Raw genomic sequence first — 15524 nt, 5'->3', positions numbered from 1 at the left:
TTTGCCTTTTTGCCGTGACGAGCCGAGCAGGCCTCTCCAGCGGCAAATTTCCATTTCAATCTGAGGCTTGCTGACCACTTACAGACATATCACCGATGACGATTCGGCCTCGACGATTGATTGTAAACTGCCTATGGGGGCAGTCTCTTACCCCTTGTTGCTGCAACCGTAAAATAAGCTTTGCCCATGTCTTTCGTCAAAGCAGAACAGCTCTACCGGATGGCTGAAATGGCCAATGCGCGTCGGCGAGGTATCTCCTTGCGGCTCATTATGGAAGAATTCGAGGTTGAGGAGCGCACAGCGCGCCGGATGCTGCGCAAGTTCGAAGACCTGTTTGGCGGCGTCGAAACTTGGGACGATAATGACCGTCGCCGTTGGTGGTCGTTGCACGATGTGCCTTACATCCAGCACCGTGTTCTAAGAGAGAAGGAATTGGCAGCTCTTGATCTGGCGATCCGACGCGCTGGGCGCGATGGCGCTCATGACGAGGCCAAAGCGCTGGAGACTGCCCGAGATCGTCTTGTGGCGTCATATTCACGCCCCTTGATGCACGGGGCCAAGAAATACTCAGAACTACTGCTGCTGGCGAACGGCTTTGCCTCACGACCAGAGCCAACCCGGAAGGTGTCTGAGGAATATCTAAATCTTCTGTTCACTTCGCTTCGAAGACCCACGCTGGTCGAGATTTTGTATCAAGGCGCGCGTGATCCGGGGCCGCGCAAGCGACTGGTCGAGCCTCACGCCGTGATTGTTGGCACGCGGCATTATCTCATTGCACGCAATGCTGATGGCGACCGAGAATACCGGCAGTTTCGCTTTGACCGTATCTTCGAGATGCACGCCACCGTTCAGCCCTTTGAGCGTGACCCGGATTTTGATGTCGAACGCTACAGTGCGCAAGCTTTTGGATCGTTCTTTTCTGACGCAGAGCATGGACCAGTCCGCTGGCGCTTCGCGCCCAGCGCAGCAGCAACTGCGCGCGAGTTTATGTTCCATCCGGACCAGGAGCTGACCGATCTGGAGGATGGCAGCCTCCTGGTCGAATTCACGGCCAGCGGCTGGTTGGAAATGGCCTGGCATCTGGTCAAATGGGGTAAGGCGGTCGAGGTTCTGGATCCGCCAGAGCTTAAGGAAATGTTGAAGCGGGTCAGGCGCGGCGAGGTCGAAGTCCTGCCTTGATGGCGCTGTCGAGTGGGAAGCGGAAGTTTGATGCGCCTTGTCCCATGATGTGTTGCTGCAAAACTTGGGTTGTTTTGCAAGCAGAGTGCAGGGCTATCGCTACTGGTATATTCTCGTCAACTTAGTCGATTTTCCCATGAAAGGCGCGAACTCTTGTGTCGATGTCTTTCCTTCGTCTAAAACATGGGCAATTATTGTCTTGCGTGAAAGCTAGTCTATGATTGGCCTAGGCGACTTCAAATGACAAAATACAAGCCGCCTTGGTGTGTCGTCGAGAGCCAACTACAAAATTCGAGACGATCCGCACGACCGACAGAAGTGGAAATTGCGGCGGGTGCTTTGACACAGATTTCAAACCTATGGGGACCAGTCAGCGGCATTATGTGCCACGGCTTGCGCAAGGGCATCCGCAAATGGTTTGGTATCGGTGAAGTCCCCAGACAGCACGATCAGATTGCGAATATCCTGCGCGATCAATGATGTAAGACGGTCCTTGCCGATAATCCGGGCCGGGGTCGTAATGGCCATGCGCAGTGCGTCTTGGGCGCTAACCCCCACAGAATTGACCAGCCGTGCCACGCCTTGCGCTTGGGTGATGTGCGCACCTGCGAGACTGCCGGATTCGTTGATCAGGCGCCCCTGCTCGAGATGTACATCATTCCCGTAAAGGCAGAAATGATCGGGGCCGCCCACCGTCGCCATGGCATCGGACACAAGGAACATCAGATCCGCTGACGGGCGTGCCCGCAGGGCCAAAGCAATCATACGGTCATCAACATGATGGCCATCACAGATAATGCTGGACCGCATTTGCGAATTAATGACTGCACCAACAGCGCCCGGTGCGCGCCCTGCCATGGGCGACATTGCATTGAACAAATGGGTTGCGCATGATGCGCCAGCCGCGATTGCGGCCTCAACCACTTCCGCGCTGGCATCTGTGTGGCCAATCGAGACTATGGCCCCCATGTCGGAAAGGGTTGCAATTTGAGCCGGTGAAGCAGCCTCTGGTGCCAACGTGATCATAACGGCAACATCTTGGCGAAGCAGTCCTGCGACAACGCCTATCGTCCGTCCGTCCAAGTCGCGAATGAATGTACTGTTGTGCGTGCCCCGACGTGCCACTGAAATATGTGGACCCTCGATGTGCAAACCGACAATGCCGTCATCATGTCGGGACAAGATTGCAGCCTCAGCAGCTTTTTCCAGCACGTCCGGTGCATCGGTAATGACTGTTGGCATCACTGCGACGGTCCCAAAACGCCGGTGAGCTGCGGCGATCTTGGCAATGCCCTCTCTGGTCGGTGTTGTGTTCAGCATGACGCCACCGCCACCATTGACCTGAAGATCAACAAAACCGGGCGACAGGCACCCTTTGATTTGCAGGGCATCGCTGGTCGCGGGCGCAATGTCAGAGACCTGGTTGTTGACAATGCGAATAGCTTGCCCTGATAGCAAAGTCGGGCCATCAAACAGCTGATCTGGTGCAATCCAAATATCTGTCATGCTGTTTTCTCAAAGAAATAGGGGGCCAGAGCGCATTCTATCTGTGCATGGATAAGCCTTTGTGCCTGCGCCCCTTGCAGCCCTTCCGCGCGGTCTAGAATGCTTTGGTCAAAAACGGTCAACAACCTGGTGTCGGGGATCGAAGTGTCCAACTCGGTCAAAAGACCGCGCACCGCAGTCTGCGCCTTGGCTGTAGGCCAGTAATAGCGGATACGGTCGGACAGCCCGAAATGACGCTGTGCTGAAAGTGCCGCTTCATCACCGCTATAATGCCCTTGCCACATGGATGGGTTAGCCAGCATCACGGCCTCCATCGTGGCCTGTAGAGCACCCTTGGATGGCCGCAACCGATCAAGTGCATAAAGCGCCTCGCGATAGGCAAAGGTCAACGCAGGGCCGACTTTTTGAAAGGCAAACCCAAGGTCGGCCAATCGTGGATACACTGCAGGATTCTGATAGTCGGTCGAATGCGCTTCAAGGCAAACATGGGGGTGGTTAACCAACGCCTCTCGCAAGTGGGGGTCGCGTTCCATTGGCAAGGGGTGAACGGTTGTCGAGCTAAACTCCACACCGGGTTGAGCGACCAATCCACCAATAAGGTCCGACATGTTGCCAAATGCAGCGTCGTGGGCTGCCAAGGTGTCGCGGGCTGCGCTTGGCGAAGTTGGGGGGGTATCATTATCTTCATCAACTCTGGCACCACCAGGTGGCGGAACTTCGGTGCCAACCACGAACAAAAGATCATCTCCTGTCTCACAACATATCTGCGCCAGCTGGGCAGACCGCTCTGCCGTCAATCCATCTCCCAGCTGTGGCGCTTCTCCCGCGCATCCTTCGGAGCAATCAAGGTGGATTTTGCCAAACCCTGCCGTCACATAATCGCGTATCATGGCTTCGGCTTTGGCCATCGCACTGGCTCCGTCCAATGCTCGCCAAGCCTGAGGCCCAAGATGGTCACCGCCAAAGACGATCCGCTCTCGGGTGACGCCTGCCTCATCCGCTATTGTGTTGATGAAACCGATGTAATCAGCAGGTACCATTCCCGTGTATCCGCCATACTGATTGACCTGATTTGATGTCGCCTCGATCACGATATGGCGGTCAAGCCGTTCGGCCATGGCCAATGATGCCCGCAACACGTCCGGGTGGGCGGAACAGACTGACACGATCGCTACCCGTTCCCCGTTACGATTGCGCCGGATGATATTGCGCAGCACCTCAGTCATGACGCTGCGCCTGCCATGCTGCAAATGCGGCCCCGCGTGCACCGCTCGTATCGCCCCCTTCGGCCAAGACGATGGTGGGCGTGGTGAAACCTGAAAGCTGTGCCGCAATTGCAGCCTGCGTTAGATCATCGACGATCCCATCGATTTTCGTCAGTCCCCCCCCGAGAACGATCAAGTCCGGGTCTGCTATCAATGTAAGCGTGCGCAGCAGATCCGCGGTCAGGTCGCACCAGACCTGCCAGACAGATGCCATCGCGCCATCGCGTGCATGTGCAATTTCAGGTGGCGAAACGTCCCTGCCGGTCATGTGTTTAGCCAGACGCCCAAGCCCGGGCCCGGCGATAAAGGTTTCAACACAGCCCATTCGCCCGCAGCCGCATTGCCAGATCGGCAAGTTATGGCGTGCGATCAGATGCGCAGGCGCAGAGGTGTGTCCAAACTCCCCCCCGGTTCGCGTCGGTCCCTGCAGAATGCGCCGATCAACAGCAATTCCGCCGCCAACGCCCGTGCCAAGGATCAGTGCCATCACCGTGCGACATTCCTTCCCTTGTCCAAACACAGCCTCTGACAAAGCCAAAGCACGACAGTCATTCACATAGGAGATGTCACAGCCGGCGGCATCGGCAATGTCCGCGGGGAAGGGGTGCCCGGTAGCGGCGAGATTGGCCGTAAGCGCCAAACCGTTCGCGGGATTGACAAGACCGGCCGCGCCGACCCCGACGGGCGTTCCCACCCCTGTCTGGGCGACCGCCCAGCTGATTTGCGCTGCAACAGCCTTGACCAGTGCATTATAGTCTCGCGGCGTGTCATCGCGCCGCCGCCCGACCACGGCCCAAGTGCCGTCGAAGATCTGCGTCTCGATTTTTGTGCCTCCAAGATCGATCCCGATCGCACTCATGACATCACGGGGTACAATTTGACGTCTGCAACAACACGGCTGAGCGTGGCTTGCCCTGAAAAGGGATCGTCGACATTCAGGCCGAGGGAATGGGCCCACTGAACAGCTTGGACCTGGGCTGCGGCGACACAAAGCGGTGCAGCCCATGCCGCACCGAATGGCATGGAGACATCAATATCTCCGCCCGGACCGATTGTTTGGACCGCTGACCGAGGAAATTGCTTGCGTAACTCCTCTGCCAGATCGGTGTCGTACCCGTGAGTGGGGTCTTGGGGGCTGAGAAAGACGGTGACTGCGGTCGTTTCGGTTACGAACGACTTGGGGCCATGACGAAACCCGAGCGTACTATCCCAAAGCGCAGGCATCTGACCTGCGGAAAGTTCCATAGCCTTCAACGCAGCTTCACGCGCAGCAAAAGCCAATGGACCAGCACCCACATAGACCGCGCGGTCCGGGCGGTCGCCGCCTTGCGCGAAGATAGGCAACAGGTTTTCCAATTGGTCCGCAAGGGTGTTCAAGCGGGTGCCAAAATCAGCTTCGGCATCAAAAAGTGCGAGAGCCGTCAGTAACATCGTTGAAAAGCTGGAAGTCATCGCAAAGCCTGCATCATGTGTCGCATCGGGCAAAACTATGACCTTTGCTGGCCCGGTGGAGACCATGGTGGCGAGCGCACCATCCTTGTTACAGGTGATACTGAGCCGCGGTGCATCAGGTGCCAAGGCATCCAGCGCTAGCATCGTTCCTTTGCTTTCACTGCTGTTCCCGGACCGCCCAAAACTGACCACCAAGGGGCGCGCGCCTTGCAAGATAAATGCCGGATCGGCGACAAGATCGGTACTGGGCACAGACCTGGTCCCTTTCACCGATGCGGCAATCATATCACCGATATAGGCACTTGTGCCCGCGCCACAAAACCAGACCTCGTCAAAATCCAGCGCTGCGATCCAGGCGCGCAGACCGGATACATCCAGGGTGGCCCCCCAGCGGCGCCAAATATCTGGCTGGCTATGGATTTCGCGCCATGTCGCCCATTTTAAAAGATCTTTTGTCATGTTGTTTGTGTGACTTTCGACAATGCTTCCGGTCTATCGGGATCAAGTCCCAAGACAAGGGCTGTATTGAGGATGATTGGATACATGACAGCAAGCAAAGCGGCGGCCGCCGCGGCTGGAGACACGTCTGCCGCCTCCAAATCAGGCACGCGTATGCGGTAAACGTCGCAATCAATAGAACGGAACCGTGCTTCGGCCTGATCCAGACTGACTTGAATGTCGGCTTGTCCGGTGTCGAGCATCAAAACCATCAGGGGGTTCGTCGCCAGCTGCAAAGGCCCATGCAGGACCTCTGAACTTGAGTAAGCTTCTGCATGAATGGCGCAGCATTCCTTGAGCTTGAGTGCGACTTCATGAGCGGCCCCATACCCTGTATCACGCCCGATTACATAAACATGACGTGCGCGCAAAAATGCCGATTGCAGGACAGAAGTTTGCGGGTGCTGCGTGGACAATCGACCGAATATTTCGACCGCGCGTTGGGCTTTGGGCTGATAGGATGGCTTCATGTGCGCCAAGAGAGCCATGCCCGCCGCGATCGCGCCGACAACAGATTTTGTCGCGGGCACGGCCAGTTCCGGACCCGCTCCAATTGGCACGGTCAGGTCGGCCACGGCTTGAACCGCACTGTCTGTCTGATTGGTTAAGGCCAGCACTCTGGCGCCGGCTTTCGCGGCACCTTTGGCTGAAAGAACAAGGTCATGGCTCGCCCCTGATTGGCTGATCACCAAGATCGCCGCCCCGCTCAGCCCGACGCCCTTCCCGATAGAAAAGACGGAAGGCGGCAAAGACGTCATCGGTACGCCCAATTCGCGCATGAATTCATAGGACAGGATGTTGGCCGCAGCGTCCGATGATCCGCGTGCAATTGTATAGATAGCGTTCGGGAGATTGATGGGCCCGGAAACGGCCTGAACTGCAGCCTTTTGGAACACCTCAAGACATTGTGCCGCTTCTGCAGCCATCAGGCTACCCGGTTTCTTGATTTCTTGTGTCATGTTCGCTCTCCGGAAGTGGAATTCATGATAGTCAAATCATCTGCATTCTAGATAGATCAGCCATTCAGTCCTTTCAGGATAACCACACTTCTGTCGTCGTGGTGTTCGGTCGATGTTGCGCCTTTTACGGCGGAGAAATCTCCCAGCATATGAAAGTCATGGTCTTCCATGCGGATGAATGTGTCCTGCCAGTCGGAAAGGCTGACGGTTTCCGGAGGAGTCGGATATCCGTCGGTGAAAAGCTCGATGCTTTGAATCTCGTTTTTCGGAAAGGTACGGTCGATCCACTGACCCAAGCAAGGGGCCGTTCCGTTCATCGTGTCAAAACTGAAAATGGTGCCTTGGCTGTTTGCGAAAAGGTATTGCTTGCAGATGCCGCTCCTCAGAAAGCTCTCGACGATATCTGCGTGATCGGCAAGGTTGCAAGCCTGCGTAGCCCGTTGAATGATCTCAGCGGCAAGCGTGGCGGGGATACGGTTTTCGGCGATGGATTGGTCAAGCCCCAGAAAGATCGCCCTACGGGTTGCCATTTCTGCCTCGTCGAGCGCATCTGATCCAAACTGGTCGCGCAAATGCTGGAACAGCGCCACGCGCGCACTTGTGGAGACCTTATCAATCAGCTTCGTCGGCTGCAGCACATCCGTCCCGTTCAGCCGGATGCCGCTGTCGCCCAGTATGAGGAACCGCCATTCACGACCACAATCCAGTGCGAGGGCGAGCGTTGTCGAGGGTGGTATTGCAAACGCGCCGTCTTGAGTCCGTTTGTGCAAGGCGAGCGATAGGCGTTCAAAAATAGTCTCGGCGGCCAGACGACGATTGGCAGAGTCTTGCATCACTTCGGCAGTGGCTTGCGCGACGGTGAGGGCGGCAAGCCTGCCTGCGGGCACACCGTCCACAACGGTGCCGCGCGCGTCCGTGGCGCCGTCGAACACGGCATAGACACGTCCGGGAACGGTGAGGATCACATCATCCCCGTTCCTGATGCCATTGCGATACTTGGTGATAGAGGCGGCTTCGATCTGCACTGAAATCCCCTAAAGAAACGCGGAGTCGCGGTTTTCCGCGAACCGGAAGACCGCATAAACACAAGCCCCGGTGCACAGCAACAGAACCGTGGAGAGAGCACCAGCGAGGCCAAATTCGCCGTCCAAAACGGCAAGGTAAATTTGCACTGGCATCGTGATGGTCCCACCATCATAAAGGATCAGCGTGCTCGATAATTCGTTGATCGCAGTGATAAAGCTCATCAGCGCCCCGACGATCAGGCCCGGCAGGATCAATGGCACGGTTATAACCAGAAACGCCCGCGCAGGTGCTGCACCGAGGTTAACAGCCGCTTCCTCCATCGACGGCTTGATCTGACGCAGGCTCGAGGTGGTCGAGCGCACGCCATAAGGCAGTCGCCGGATGAAATAGAGTAGGATCAACAGACCCGCCGTGCCGATCACATCCATCGGGCCACCACGGAACGTGGTAACAAAACCGATAGCCATGACAACGCCCGGCACAAGGTAGGGAACCATCATCAGAAAATCGATGGCCCCTGAAGCGGCCGTGTCCCGCCGCACGATCACATAGCTGATCAGGGCCGAAAAGATGGTGATCAGCACCACCGCGCTGAGGGCGAAAACAAAGCTGTTTGTGATCGCTTCGGGGGCGGTGCGCAGAATGCGTTCATAGCTTTCCAGCCCATAGCCACCGATAAACACCGGTCCGTTGGTTTTCAAAAACGAGGTATGGACAACGACCAGCGTGGGCAGCATCGCGATCAAAACGATGCCGTGACAATAGATGTGCATTGCTGCGTTTCGCCACCCCGTTATCCGTTGCTTTCGTGGTGGACTGGTCAGCGCGCTGGCATAGCGCCGCTTTGCTAAGATCCGCCGCTGAGCGAAAAGTGCCAGCATCGACATTGCCATCATCACAATCGAGACGGTGACCGCCATGGTTGGCAACCCGCCAAGTTCGGAGCGATAAGCTGAAAACGCGATAGTCGAAAGCGTACGAAAACCGCGCCCCAGAATAGCTGGCGTGCCAAAATCAGCGATCGCTAATACAAAGCAAATGATTGCGCCCGTGCTGACCGCAGGAAACACCAGCGGCAGCGTGATTTTGGTGAACCGTTGCCAAGGTGTGCAGCCAAGGTTCTCGGCGGCATCTTCAAACGACTTGTTCATCCCGTTTAGCGAGGTTTGAGTCATCAGGTAGATGAATGGGAAGAACTTGAGCGTGAAAACCAGAACGATCCCGTGTGCGCCGTAGATCGTTGGCGTATTAATCCCGAACAGGGCAAAGAAGTTGGTGATGAAGCCGTTTGACCCCAGCATCATGATCCACGCATAGGCCCCGATAAAGGGCGGCGCGACAAGGACCAGAATGGCTAGCGTGGAAATCCAGGTTTTCCCGAACACAACAAATCTGGCCGTAAAGAACGCCAACGGAATACCGATCAAACAGGCCCCGAGCGTTCCTAAAAGCGCCACATAGAGCGAATTCTTAAATCCGTTCAGATAGTAATTGCGGGTGAACACCTCGACAAAGTTGCCAAACGTGAACCCACCGGTATCGGCATCGACAAAACCAAGCGTCAGAACCCGCAAAATAGGCAGGATCAACAGCAAGCCAAGCACGGCGAGGATCAGTACGGTTATGGCCGTCCAGAAATCCATGTGTCGCAGCCGGTTTAGCGCACTCATGGCACGCGCGCCCCATCGCCGTTGTCGATAAAGAAGGACAGGTCCGCAGGGCGGATCGCAAGCGTGATCGGACTGTGTTCGGGCAGGGCGACGATCCCGGGATCAGGGCGCGAGACGGCTTTGATATGTTCGCCCGCATCGGTCTCGGCGAAAATTTCCATTTCGCGGCCAATGAAGCTGATTTCGCGAATGCGCGCGGGAATAATAATATCACCTTTGGGCGTAGAGCTTGATGTGGTCAGAATGCGGACGTCTTCGGGCCGCATCGCGCAAACGACCGGCCCATCTTGGCGGATCAACTGCGTGATGTCTGCGCCGCCAGACACGAGCGTTGCAGTGTTACCTTCCCGCGTTACAGCGAGAAAGTTGTTTGCGCCGACAAAGGTGGCAACGAAACGGTTAGCGGGGCGCAGATAGATATCAATAGGTGCGGCCGCCTGCTGGATGATGCCACCATGCATCACACATACGATATCGGACATGGCCAAGGCTTCTTCTTGGTCGTGGGTGACATAGACAGTTGTGATCCCCAGATCGCGCTGGATACGCCGCAACTCGGCCCGCAGATCGACGCGCAGTTTGGCATCAAGGTTGGATAGCGGCTCGTCCATCAGCAGCACCTTGGGTCGAACGACAATCGCGCGGGCAAGACCGACGCGCTGTTGCTGCCCGCCCGACAACTCGTGCGGCATACGGTCGGCCAGATGGCCCAGTTGCACCACATCAAGCACTTCGGCCACGCGGGCGGCAATCTCGGTCCGGTTCACCTTGCGCTGTTTCAAACCAAAGGCGACGTTGTCACGCACGCTTAGGTGTGGAAACACCGCGTAGTCCTGAAACACCATCGCCACATCGCGTTTGTGTGCGGGCATATCCTCGATTGGCGTGCCATCAATGGCGATTTGCCCGGAATTCTGTGCATGAAAGCCAGCGATCGTGCGCAAGAGCGTGGTCTTGCCACAACCGGATGGCCCTAGCAGGGTGTAGAATGCCCCCGATGGAATCGACACCGTAATGTCCGACAACGCCATCACATCGCCATAGAGCTTGCGCAGCCCTGTAATCTCGACCGAGGCCATCCCGATGTCTCCTGAAAATGGGTTGCGGGCTGCGGAGGCGCAGCCCGCGATGGGGCTTGGTTACTGAACGTCCAGAACCATTTCGCCCCAAGCTTCGACAAGTCGATCGCGATTGTCAGCGGCCCACGCAGCATCATATCCTACCGAATTCACGTCAGCCAAGGCCACGAGGGCGGGGTTTGATGCAACGTCGGAACGTACAGGGCGGCGGCCCTGTTCAGCGACAACGGTTTGCGCTGCCTCTGACAGCATGAAGTCAAGGAATGACTTGCCGCCATCACCGTTGGGAGCGCCCGCCACAAGTGCCATCGCATCAGGTGCAATCGCCGTGCCTTCGGCGGGATAAACAATCTGCACGGGCCCGCCGCCTTCGACATAACGCAGGGCTGCGTCTTCAAGTGTGACACCGATAGCCAATTCACCGTCGTTGACAAAACGCGGCACGGCACCCGAACTTTCGGACAGGACAAAGTTGCCCAGCATGCCTTCGTAAACTTCCCAGCCTGTGTCTTCGCTGTCAAAGGCCTGAAGGACGGTCGCTAACTGGATGTAGGCCGAACCTGACCCATCAGCTCGCGCCGAGGAAATCATCTCGTCGTATTGCGGATCAGCAAGGGCCGCCCAGCTGTCGGGAACAGGCAATCCGCCCAGTTTTTCTTCGTTGACGATGAACGCCATGACCACTGCGGTAAAGGGTGTCCACATCTCGCTTTGGTTCATACCGTCTGCAAGCATGTCCGAGCCTGCGGCGTCATAAGCCTCAAACAGGTCGGGGTTAAAGTCGATGACGGTGCCGTCAACGCTCCACAGCACATCGGCAGATGGCGCACCCGCTTCAGCGGTCAGACGGTTTAGCAATTCGCCAGAACCGGCTTTGATGATGTCGACCGTGTTGCCAGTCTCGGCCTCGTACATCGGGACCAGTGCGTCAATGAAGTTCTGTGGCACGGCGGTATAAACCGTGACCGTTTCGGCGTAGGCTAGTGTGGCTGTCACGGCCAGCGTGGTCGCGAGGGCAGTGCTTTTAAACAAGTTTTTCATGGTTCCTCCAGGTTGAAATCTGCCGTCGGTTCATATCCGAGCAGGATTTGCGACTTTTGTCGTTCTTAATATATTGCATTCCATAATATAACCTAAGTCAAGTGAAATTTACAGGTCCCTTCATCAGCGATGACATGATAGGAGATAGTACAGACGTAGCAGGGCCAGCCATGACCGAACACTTCAGACTGAGTTACAACGCTCGCCGCATCCTCGCGATTTTGCGGGAGCGCGGCCCACAATCGCGGGCAGAAATCGCGCGATTGCTTGATATTACACCATCTACGGTGACGCGCCTTACGGGCAGTCTTATCAGGGATGGGATGCTCTGCGAGACATCTGATCCGTCGCGTGAGGGCCAAAAAGGCTATCCGGCAAAACTGCTCTGCATCGAACCCGGAGCCGTAATCACCGCAGGCGTTTATGTGGATCCGGACCGGATCATGACCTGTCTGTCCGACCTGACAGGAACGGTATTGTCGAGCGAATCAGTCGCAGTGCCTGACCGATCCTTTGTCGCTATGATGACGATCGCAGGCGAGAGTGTCAGGCGGCAGGTGCAGGCGCTTGGTCTTGCTGGGTGGCGCGTCGCGGGGTGTGGCGTAAGCTATCCGGGGCAATATAGCGAAGACCCGACGCGGGTGATGCGCATTCGCCAATTCCAGGACTGGCCAGCGGTAAACGTGACACGTGATCTGCGTCCCTATTTCGGGATGCCGGTGCATCACATGAATGACGCCAAGGCGGCCTGTCTAGCCGAGCTTTATCATGGGGCCTGCACTGGCATGCGCAACTTCTGCCATATTTGGCTGTCCTATGGCATTGGCGGCGCCGCGGTGGTGGATCAGCATCCCTACTTCGGGCGAAACAACGGTGCGGCAGAATGGGGCGGGTTGTTTCCCAAATCACAGCCGCGCCCTTCGGGACAGGACTTGCTCGATACCCTTACCGCCGCGGGGGTGGCAATCGACAAGCTAAGCGATATCGCAGATCACCACTTGGAGATGGCCGTGGTCACCGAATGGCGTGACCGTGCGGCGAAGCAGTTGCAGTGGCTTTGCCTTGTGATTGCCCGAACATATGCACCAGAAGCTATCGTTATTGGTGGCACCCTGCACCCCCAGCTCATTGAAGGGTTTCTAGATTTTATTCGCGGGGCACCTCGATTGGGCGAAGACTTTGTCACAACGCCGCCACGTCTTTTGCGAGCCGCGCGCGACAATCTTCCACAGCTTGGTGCAGCCGCTTTGCCGCTCCATCATTTGATGAATCCTGCAACCTATGCCGGTCACGCTGTAAAGTGGCTGTAAACCAAACCATTAAACATGGAAAACGCTATGTTGGGTTCCACCCGCAAGATCATCAAACAATAAACCGGGTTGCTGAACCTGGCCGGGGGGATGTGCAATTTGTCGGCGGCCTGTCATTCCAGCTCGAAAAGGCCATGAACGCCCTGGGCCCGATGACGCGAGAAAATAACAATGTCGGCACCCATCAGCAAGGCTCGGTGAAGCCTAACTGTTCCTGGTTCAAGCAATTTGCGGAAAATAATTATGACCTAACCAGACTGACGACTTCAGGTCCAGCTTGGGGAGTACGCGCATTATGATGGAAGATATTCTGCGTTAGCAAAATCTCCGCTTGCACAGGTCCGCTTTGTCCGCTGACCGACGTTTGACCCTCAAAAATGCTGCGTGATGCGCGAATGGCCGCAATGACGGGCCGCACCGCAGCATTTTGAGGTGGTGGCCAATGGCAGGTTTGGGCCGAAAGCGATGGTGATTAGCTCTAGAAACCATTAGCTTACATCAACGCCACATCAACGCGCGAATGCTTGTTTCGCGTTGGCTTTGCTTGCGAATGCGCGTGAGTGCGGCTGAATGTGCGGTACGGAGATTTTGGAAAACAAACACTTACAGGATAAGTGCCTGTTTTTATTAGGTTTCGAGAATCCTGCGGTTGTAGGCTCATAACCTGAAGGTCGTAGGTTCAAATCCTACTCCCGCAACCAAATAAAACAGATAAAACAAAAGCTTAGAACCTGACATAATCAGTCGGGCTTTATGCGTTTGTTTCATGTCAACGCCATGTCAACGTTTGGCGAGTCGCACCCCCCGAAAAGCCGTAATCAGTGATAATCAGCTGCACACGGCGGTGATCGATGATGTTCGGCTGCATTGAAACGGATTGGCTCGGCCAGCTGAAGGCGGTAATCGTAACCACTTGCGTCACAGAACTAGTCGCCAGCTTGTGCGTCCATTGCCGCCCGCAGTTTAATGTCCGCAAATTCTGCGGATATTAGATCAGATAATCTCCGCGCAGCACGACTAGTCTATCAAGGATCGTCGGCTAGATCCGCCTTTTCCATTGGGCGCCTAGCACGGATGTTCAGCGGTATCGTTTGGGCCTGCACACACGGGCCTCTTGGCATCGCCGTTGTGCTCGTGGCATCACTTGCGGATGATTGAATTCCGTCCGCTCCCTGATGATCATCCAGATTTAATGCGTTCGCCGCTGCTGCGGGGCGCATTTTTGACGCTGCAATATGCCCAAGAACACGGATCGATCGGCCTCACCCAAACCAAGGCGTTTAAGCGCGTCTTCGTCCACTGGGCCGTGGAGCACTTCGATTGGCCAGGAAAAAGCGCCGAAGAAATGTTCCGCTACAACAAGGTCGTTAATGAGTACGAATTCCCACCACTTGAGGTTCTGCACTTCCTGCTAATCTCGTTACGCCTCGGACGGCATTATAAGGGGGCGTTTCGGTTGACGAAGAAGGGTGCTGAGCTGGCCCGATCGCCAGGGCGCTTGTTTGCCGAGCTGATCCCGTACTTCGTTCTCCGCATCGATCACGCGTCCTATGCCCGTTTTGACGATCGGCCGTTTGGGAAATGGGATGTCTGGATGAATGTCATCAACGTCGAGGCTGACCATGGAACCACTGAGGCGTAAGCGGTCGCTGGCCCTCACCTTCCAACAGATTGTCTGACCTGCGATTCCATGTGCGATGGAGATCAGTGCAGGAGTTTCGCGATGGCGACTACGTTGGAGTTTCTCCGGGATTACGGGGTGGACATAAGGACCAACGGACAGCGACGCTGGCCGGAAGAGATAAAGGCGCGGATCGTTGCTGAGAGCTTGCAGCCAGGTGTGAGCGTGAATGAAGTTGCGGCGCGGTATGGGCTGCGGGCGAACCATTTATCGGAATGGCGTAGTCGGGCACGTGACGGCCGGTTGGTTTTGCCTGCGGTTGAAGATGACAGCTTCTGTTTTGCACCGATCGTCGTGTCGGATGGTGGCGGCGGTGCGGATGTGCCGGCTGTCGCCGGGCAGCTCACAAAGCCTGACGGGTTGTCCTGTAAACCCATCGAGATTGCGATAGGTCGTGTGACAATCCGGGTCGATGGCACCACCAGTTCTGACCGGATTGCCGAGATCGTGCGGGCAATCGGGGCGCGGCCATGATGTTCCCGTCAAACCGCGTGCGGGTTCTGGTCTCGACGCAACCTGTGGACTTCAGGAAAGGTCATGATGGTCTGGCGGCAATCGTGTCGTCGGTGCTGCGTAAGGATCCGTTCACCGGCACGGTGTTTGTGTTCCGGTCGCGCCGGGCGGATCGGCTGAAGCTTTTGTATTGGGATGGCACCGGATTGGTGATGGCCTACAAGCGGTTGGAAGACATGACCTTCACCTGGCCTGCGATCAAAGACGGGGTGATGGCGCTGAACCACGCCCAGTTTGAGGCCCTGTTTGCCGGTCTGGACTGGCGTAAGGTCAAGGCGCTGGAGATGCGCCCACCTGCTGCGGCAGAATGAATCAACCATATGTTTTTGCGTGATTTTACTGGGG

The 15524-nt window shown here is 56.4% G+C and carries 14 protein-coding genes and 1 pseudogene; 6 read left to right on the top strand and 9 right to left on the bottom strand.

The genetic code is table 11. From position 1 onward, the window contains the following. Positions 1-186: 186 nt before the first annotated feature. Positions 187-1179, top strand: coding sequence for a helix-turn-helix transcriptional regulator (locus LOKVESSMR4R_RS15795; protein ID WP_087210491.1), 993 nt, complete (start codon positions 187-189; stop codon positions 1177-1179). Between the two features lie 357 nt (positions 1180-1536). On the opposite strand, the gene nagA is transcribed toward LOKVESSMR4R_RS15795, so the two are convergent. The 9 genes from nagA to LOKVESSMR4R_RS15750 are packed head-to-tail and all read right to left on the bottom strand — an operon-like array spanning position 1537 to position 11675. Continuing rightward, positions 1537-2685 (bottom strand): N-acetylglucosamine-6-phosphate deacetylase, encoded by a 1149-nt coding sequence (gene nagA / locus LOKVESSMR4R_RS15790; protein ID WP_087210488.1) that lies wholly within the window; start codon positions 2683-2685, stop codon positions 1537-1539. Further along, positions 2682-3911, bottom strand: a complete 1230-nt coding sequence (locus LOKVESSMR4R_RS15785; protein ID WP_087210485.1) for a class II D-tagatose-bisphosphate aldolase non-catalytic subunit — start codon at positions 3909-3911, stop codon at positions 2682-2684. The genes nagA and LOKVESSMR4R_RS15785 overlap by 4 nt, the downstream gene beginning before the upstream one ends. Continuing rightward, on the bottom strand, positions 3904-4809 hold the full coding sequence (locus tag LOKVESSMR4R_RS15780) for an ROK family protein (RefSeq protein WP_087210482.1): 906 nt from the start codon (positions 4807-4809) through the stop codon (positions 3904-3906). Before LOKVESSMR4R_RS15780 ends, LOKVESSMR4R_RS15785 begins: the two co-directional genes overlap by 8 nt. Next, positions 4806-5861: an SIS domain-containing protein gene (locus LOKVESSMR4R_RS15775; protein WP_087210478.1), complete on the bottom strand. Its 1056-nt coding sequence runs from the start codon at positions 5859-5861 to the stop codon at positions 4806-4808. The genes LOKVESSMR4R_RS15780 and LOKVESSMR4R_RS15775 overlap by 4 nt, the downstream gene beginning before the upstream one ends. Continuing rightward, positions 5858-6859 (bottom strand): SIS domain-containing protein, encoded by a 1002-nt coding sequence (locus tag LOKVESSMR4R_RS15770; protein WP_087210475.1) that lies wholly within the window; start codon positions 6857-6859, stop codon positions 5858-5860. Before LOKVESSMR4R_RS15770 ends, LOKVESSMR4R_RS15775 begins: the two co-directional genes overlap by 4 nt. A 56-nt stretch (positions 6860-6915) precedes the next feature. Further along, entirely contained in the window at positions 6916-7884 is a 969-nt protein-coding gene (locus LOKVESSMR4R_RS15765; protein ID WP_087210472.1) for a protein phosphatase 2C domain-containing protein, read from the bottom strand. A 9-nt stretch (positions 7885-7893) separates the two neighbouring features. Continuing rightward, complete coding sequence (locus LOKVESSMR4R_RS15760) at positions 7894-9528, bottom strand: ABC transporter permease (protein WP_237331819.1); 1635 nt, start codon at positions 9526-9528, stop codon at positions 7894-7896. A gap of 23 nt (positions 9529-9551) precedes the next feature. Beyond that, positions 9552-10634 (bottom strand): ABC transporter ATP-binding protein, encoded by a 1083-nt coding sequence (locus tag LOKVESSMR4R_RS15755; RefSeq protein ID WP_087210466.1) that lies wholly within the window; start codon positions 10632-10634, stop codon positions 9552-9554. Between the two features lie 60 nt (positions 10635-10694). Beyond that, entirely contained in the window at positions 10695-11675 is a 981-nt protein-coding gene (locus LOKVESSMR4R_RS15750) for an extracellular solute-binding protein (protein ID WP_087210463.1), read from the bottom strand. 170 nt (positions 11676-11845) lie between these two features. Between LOKVESSMR4R_RS15750 and LOKVESSMR4R_RS15745 the strand changes: the two genes are divergently transcribed. From LOKVESSMR4R_RS15745 to tnpB, 5 genes and pseudogenes are all read left to right on the top strand, one after another. After that, positions 11846-12985, top strand: a complete 1140-nt coding sequence (locus LOKVESSMR4R_RS15745) for an ROK family transcriptional regulator (protein WP_087210460.1) — start codon at positions 11846-11848, stop codon at positions 12983-12985. Then, entirely contained in the window at positions 12976-13284 is a 309-nt protein-coding gene (locus LOKVESSMR4R_RS20280; protein WP_157898251.1) for a hypothetical protein, read from the top strand. Before LOKVESSMR4R_RS15745 ends, LOKVESSMR4R_RS20280 begins: the two co-directional genes overlap by 10 nt. An 851-nt stretch (positions 13285-14135) precedes the next feature. Beyond that, positions 14136-14624, top strand: a pseudogene (locus tag LOKVESSMR4R_RS15740) (hypothetical protein); the annotation flags it as partial. 84 nt (positions 14625-14708) lie between these two features. Continuing rightward, positions 14709-15140, top strand: coding sequence for an IS66-like element accessory protein TnpA (gene tnpA / locus LOKVESSMR4R_RS15730; RefSeq protein ID WP_087206431.1), 432 nt, complete (start codon positions 14709-14711; stop codon positions 15138-15140). Continuing rightward, the gene (gene tnpB, locus LOKVESSMR4R_RS15725; RefSeq protein WP_087206430.1) at positions 15137-15490 is read left to right on the top strand and encodes an IS66 family insertion sequence element accessory protein TnpB; all 354 of its coding nucleotides are present in this window, start codon (positions 15137-15139) and stop codon (positions 15488-15490) included. The genes tnpA and tnpB overlap by 4 nt, the downstream gene beginning before the upstream one ends. Positions 15491-15524 lie beyond the last annotated feature (34 nt).

The organism is Yoonia vestfoldensis (assembly GCF_002158905.1).
GTDB lineage: Bacteria > Pseudomonadota > Alphaproteobacteria > Rhodobacterales > Rhodobacteraceae > Yoonia > Yoonia vestfoldensis_B.
Note: the sequence above shows the minus strand (reverse complement) of the source record. Positions and strands in the feature narration are given on the sequence as shown.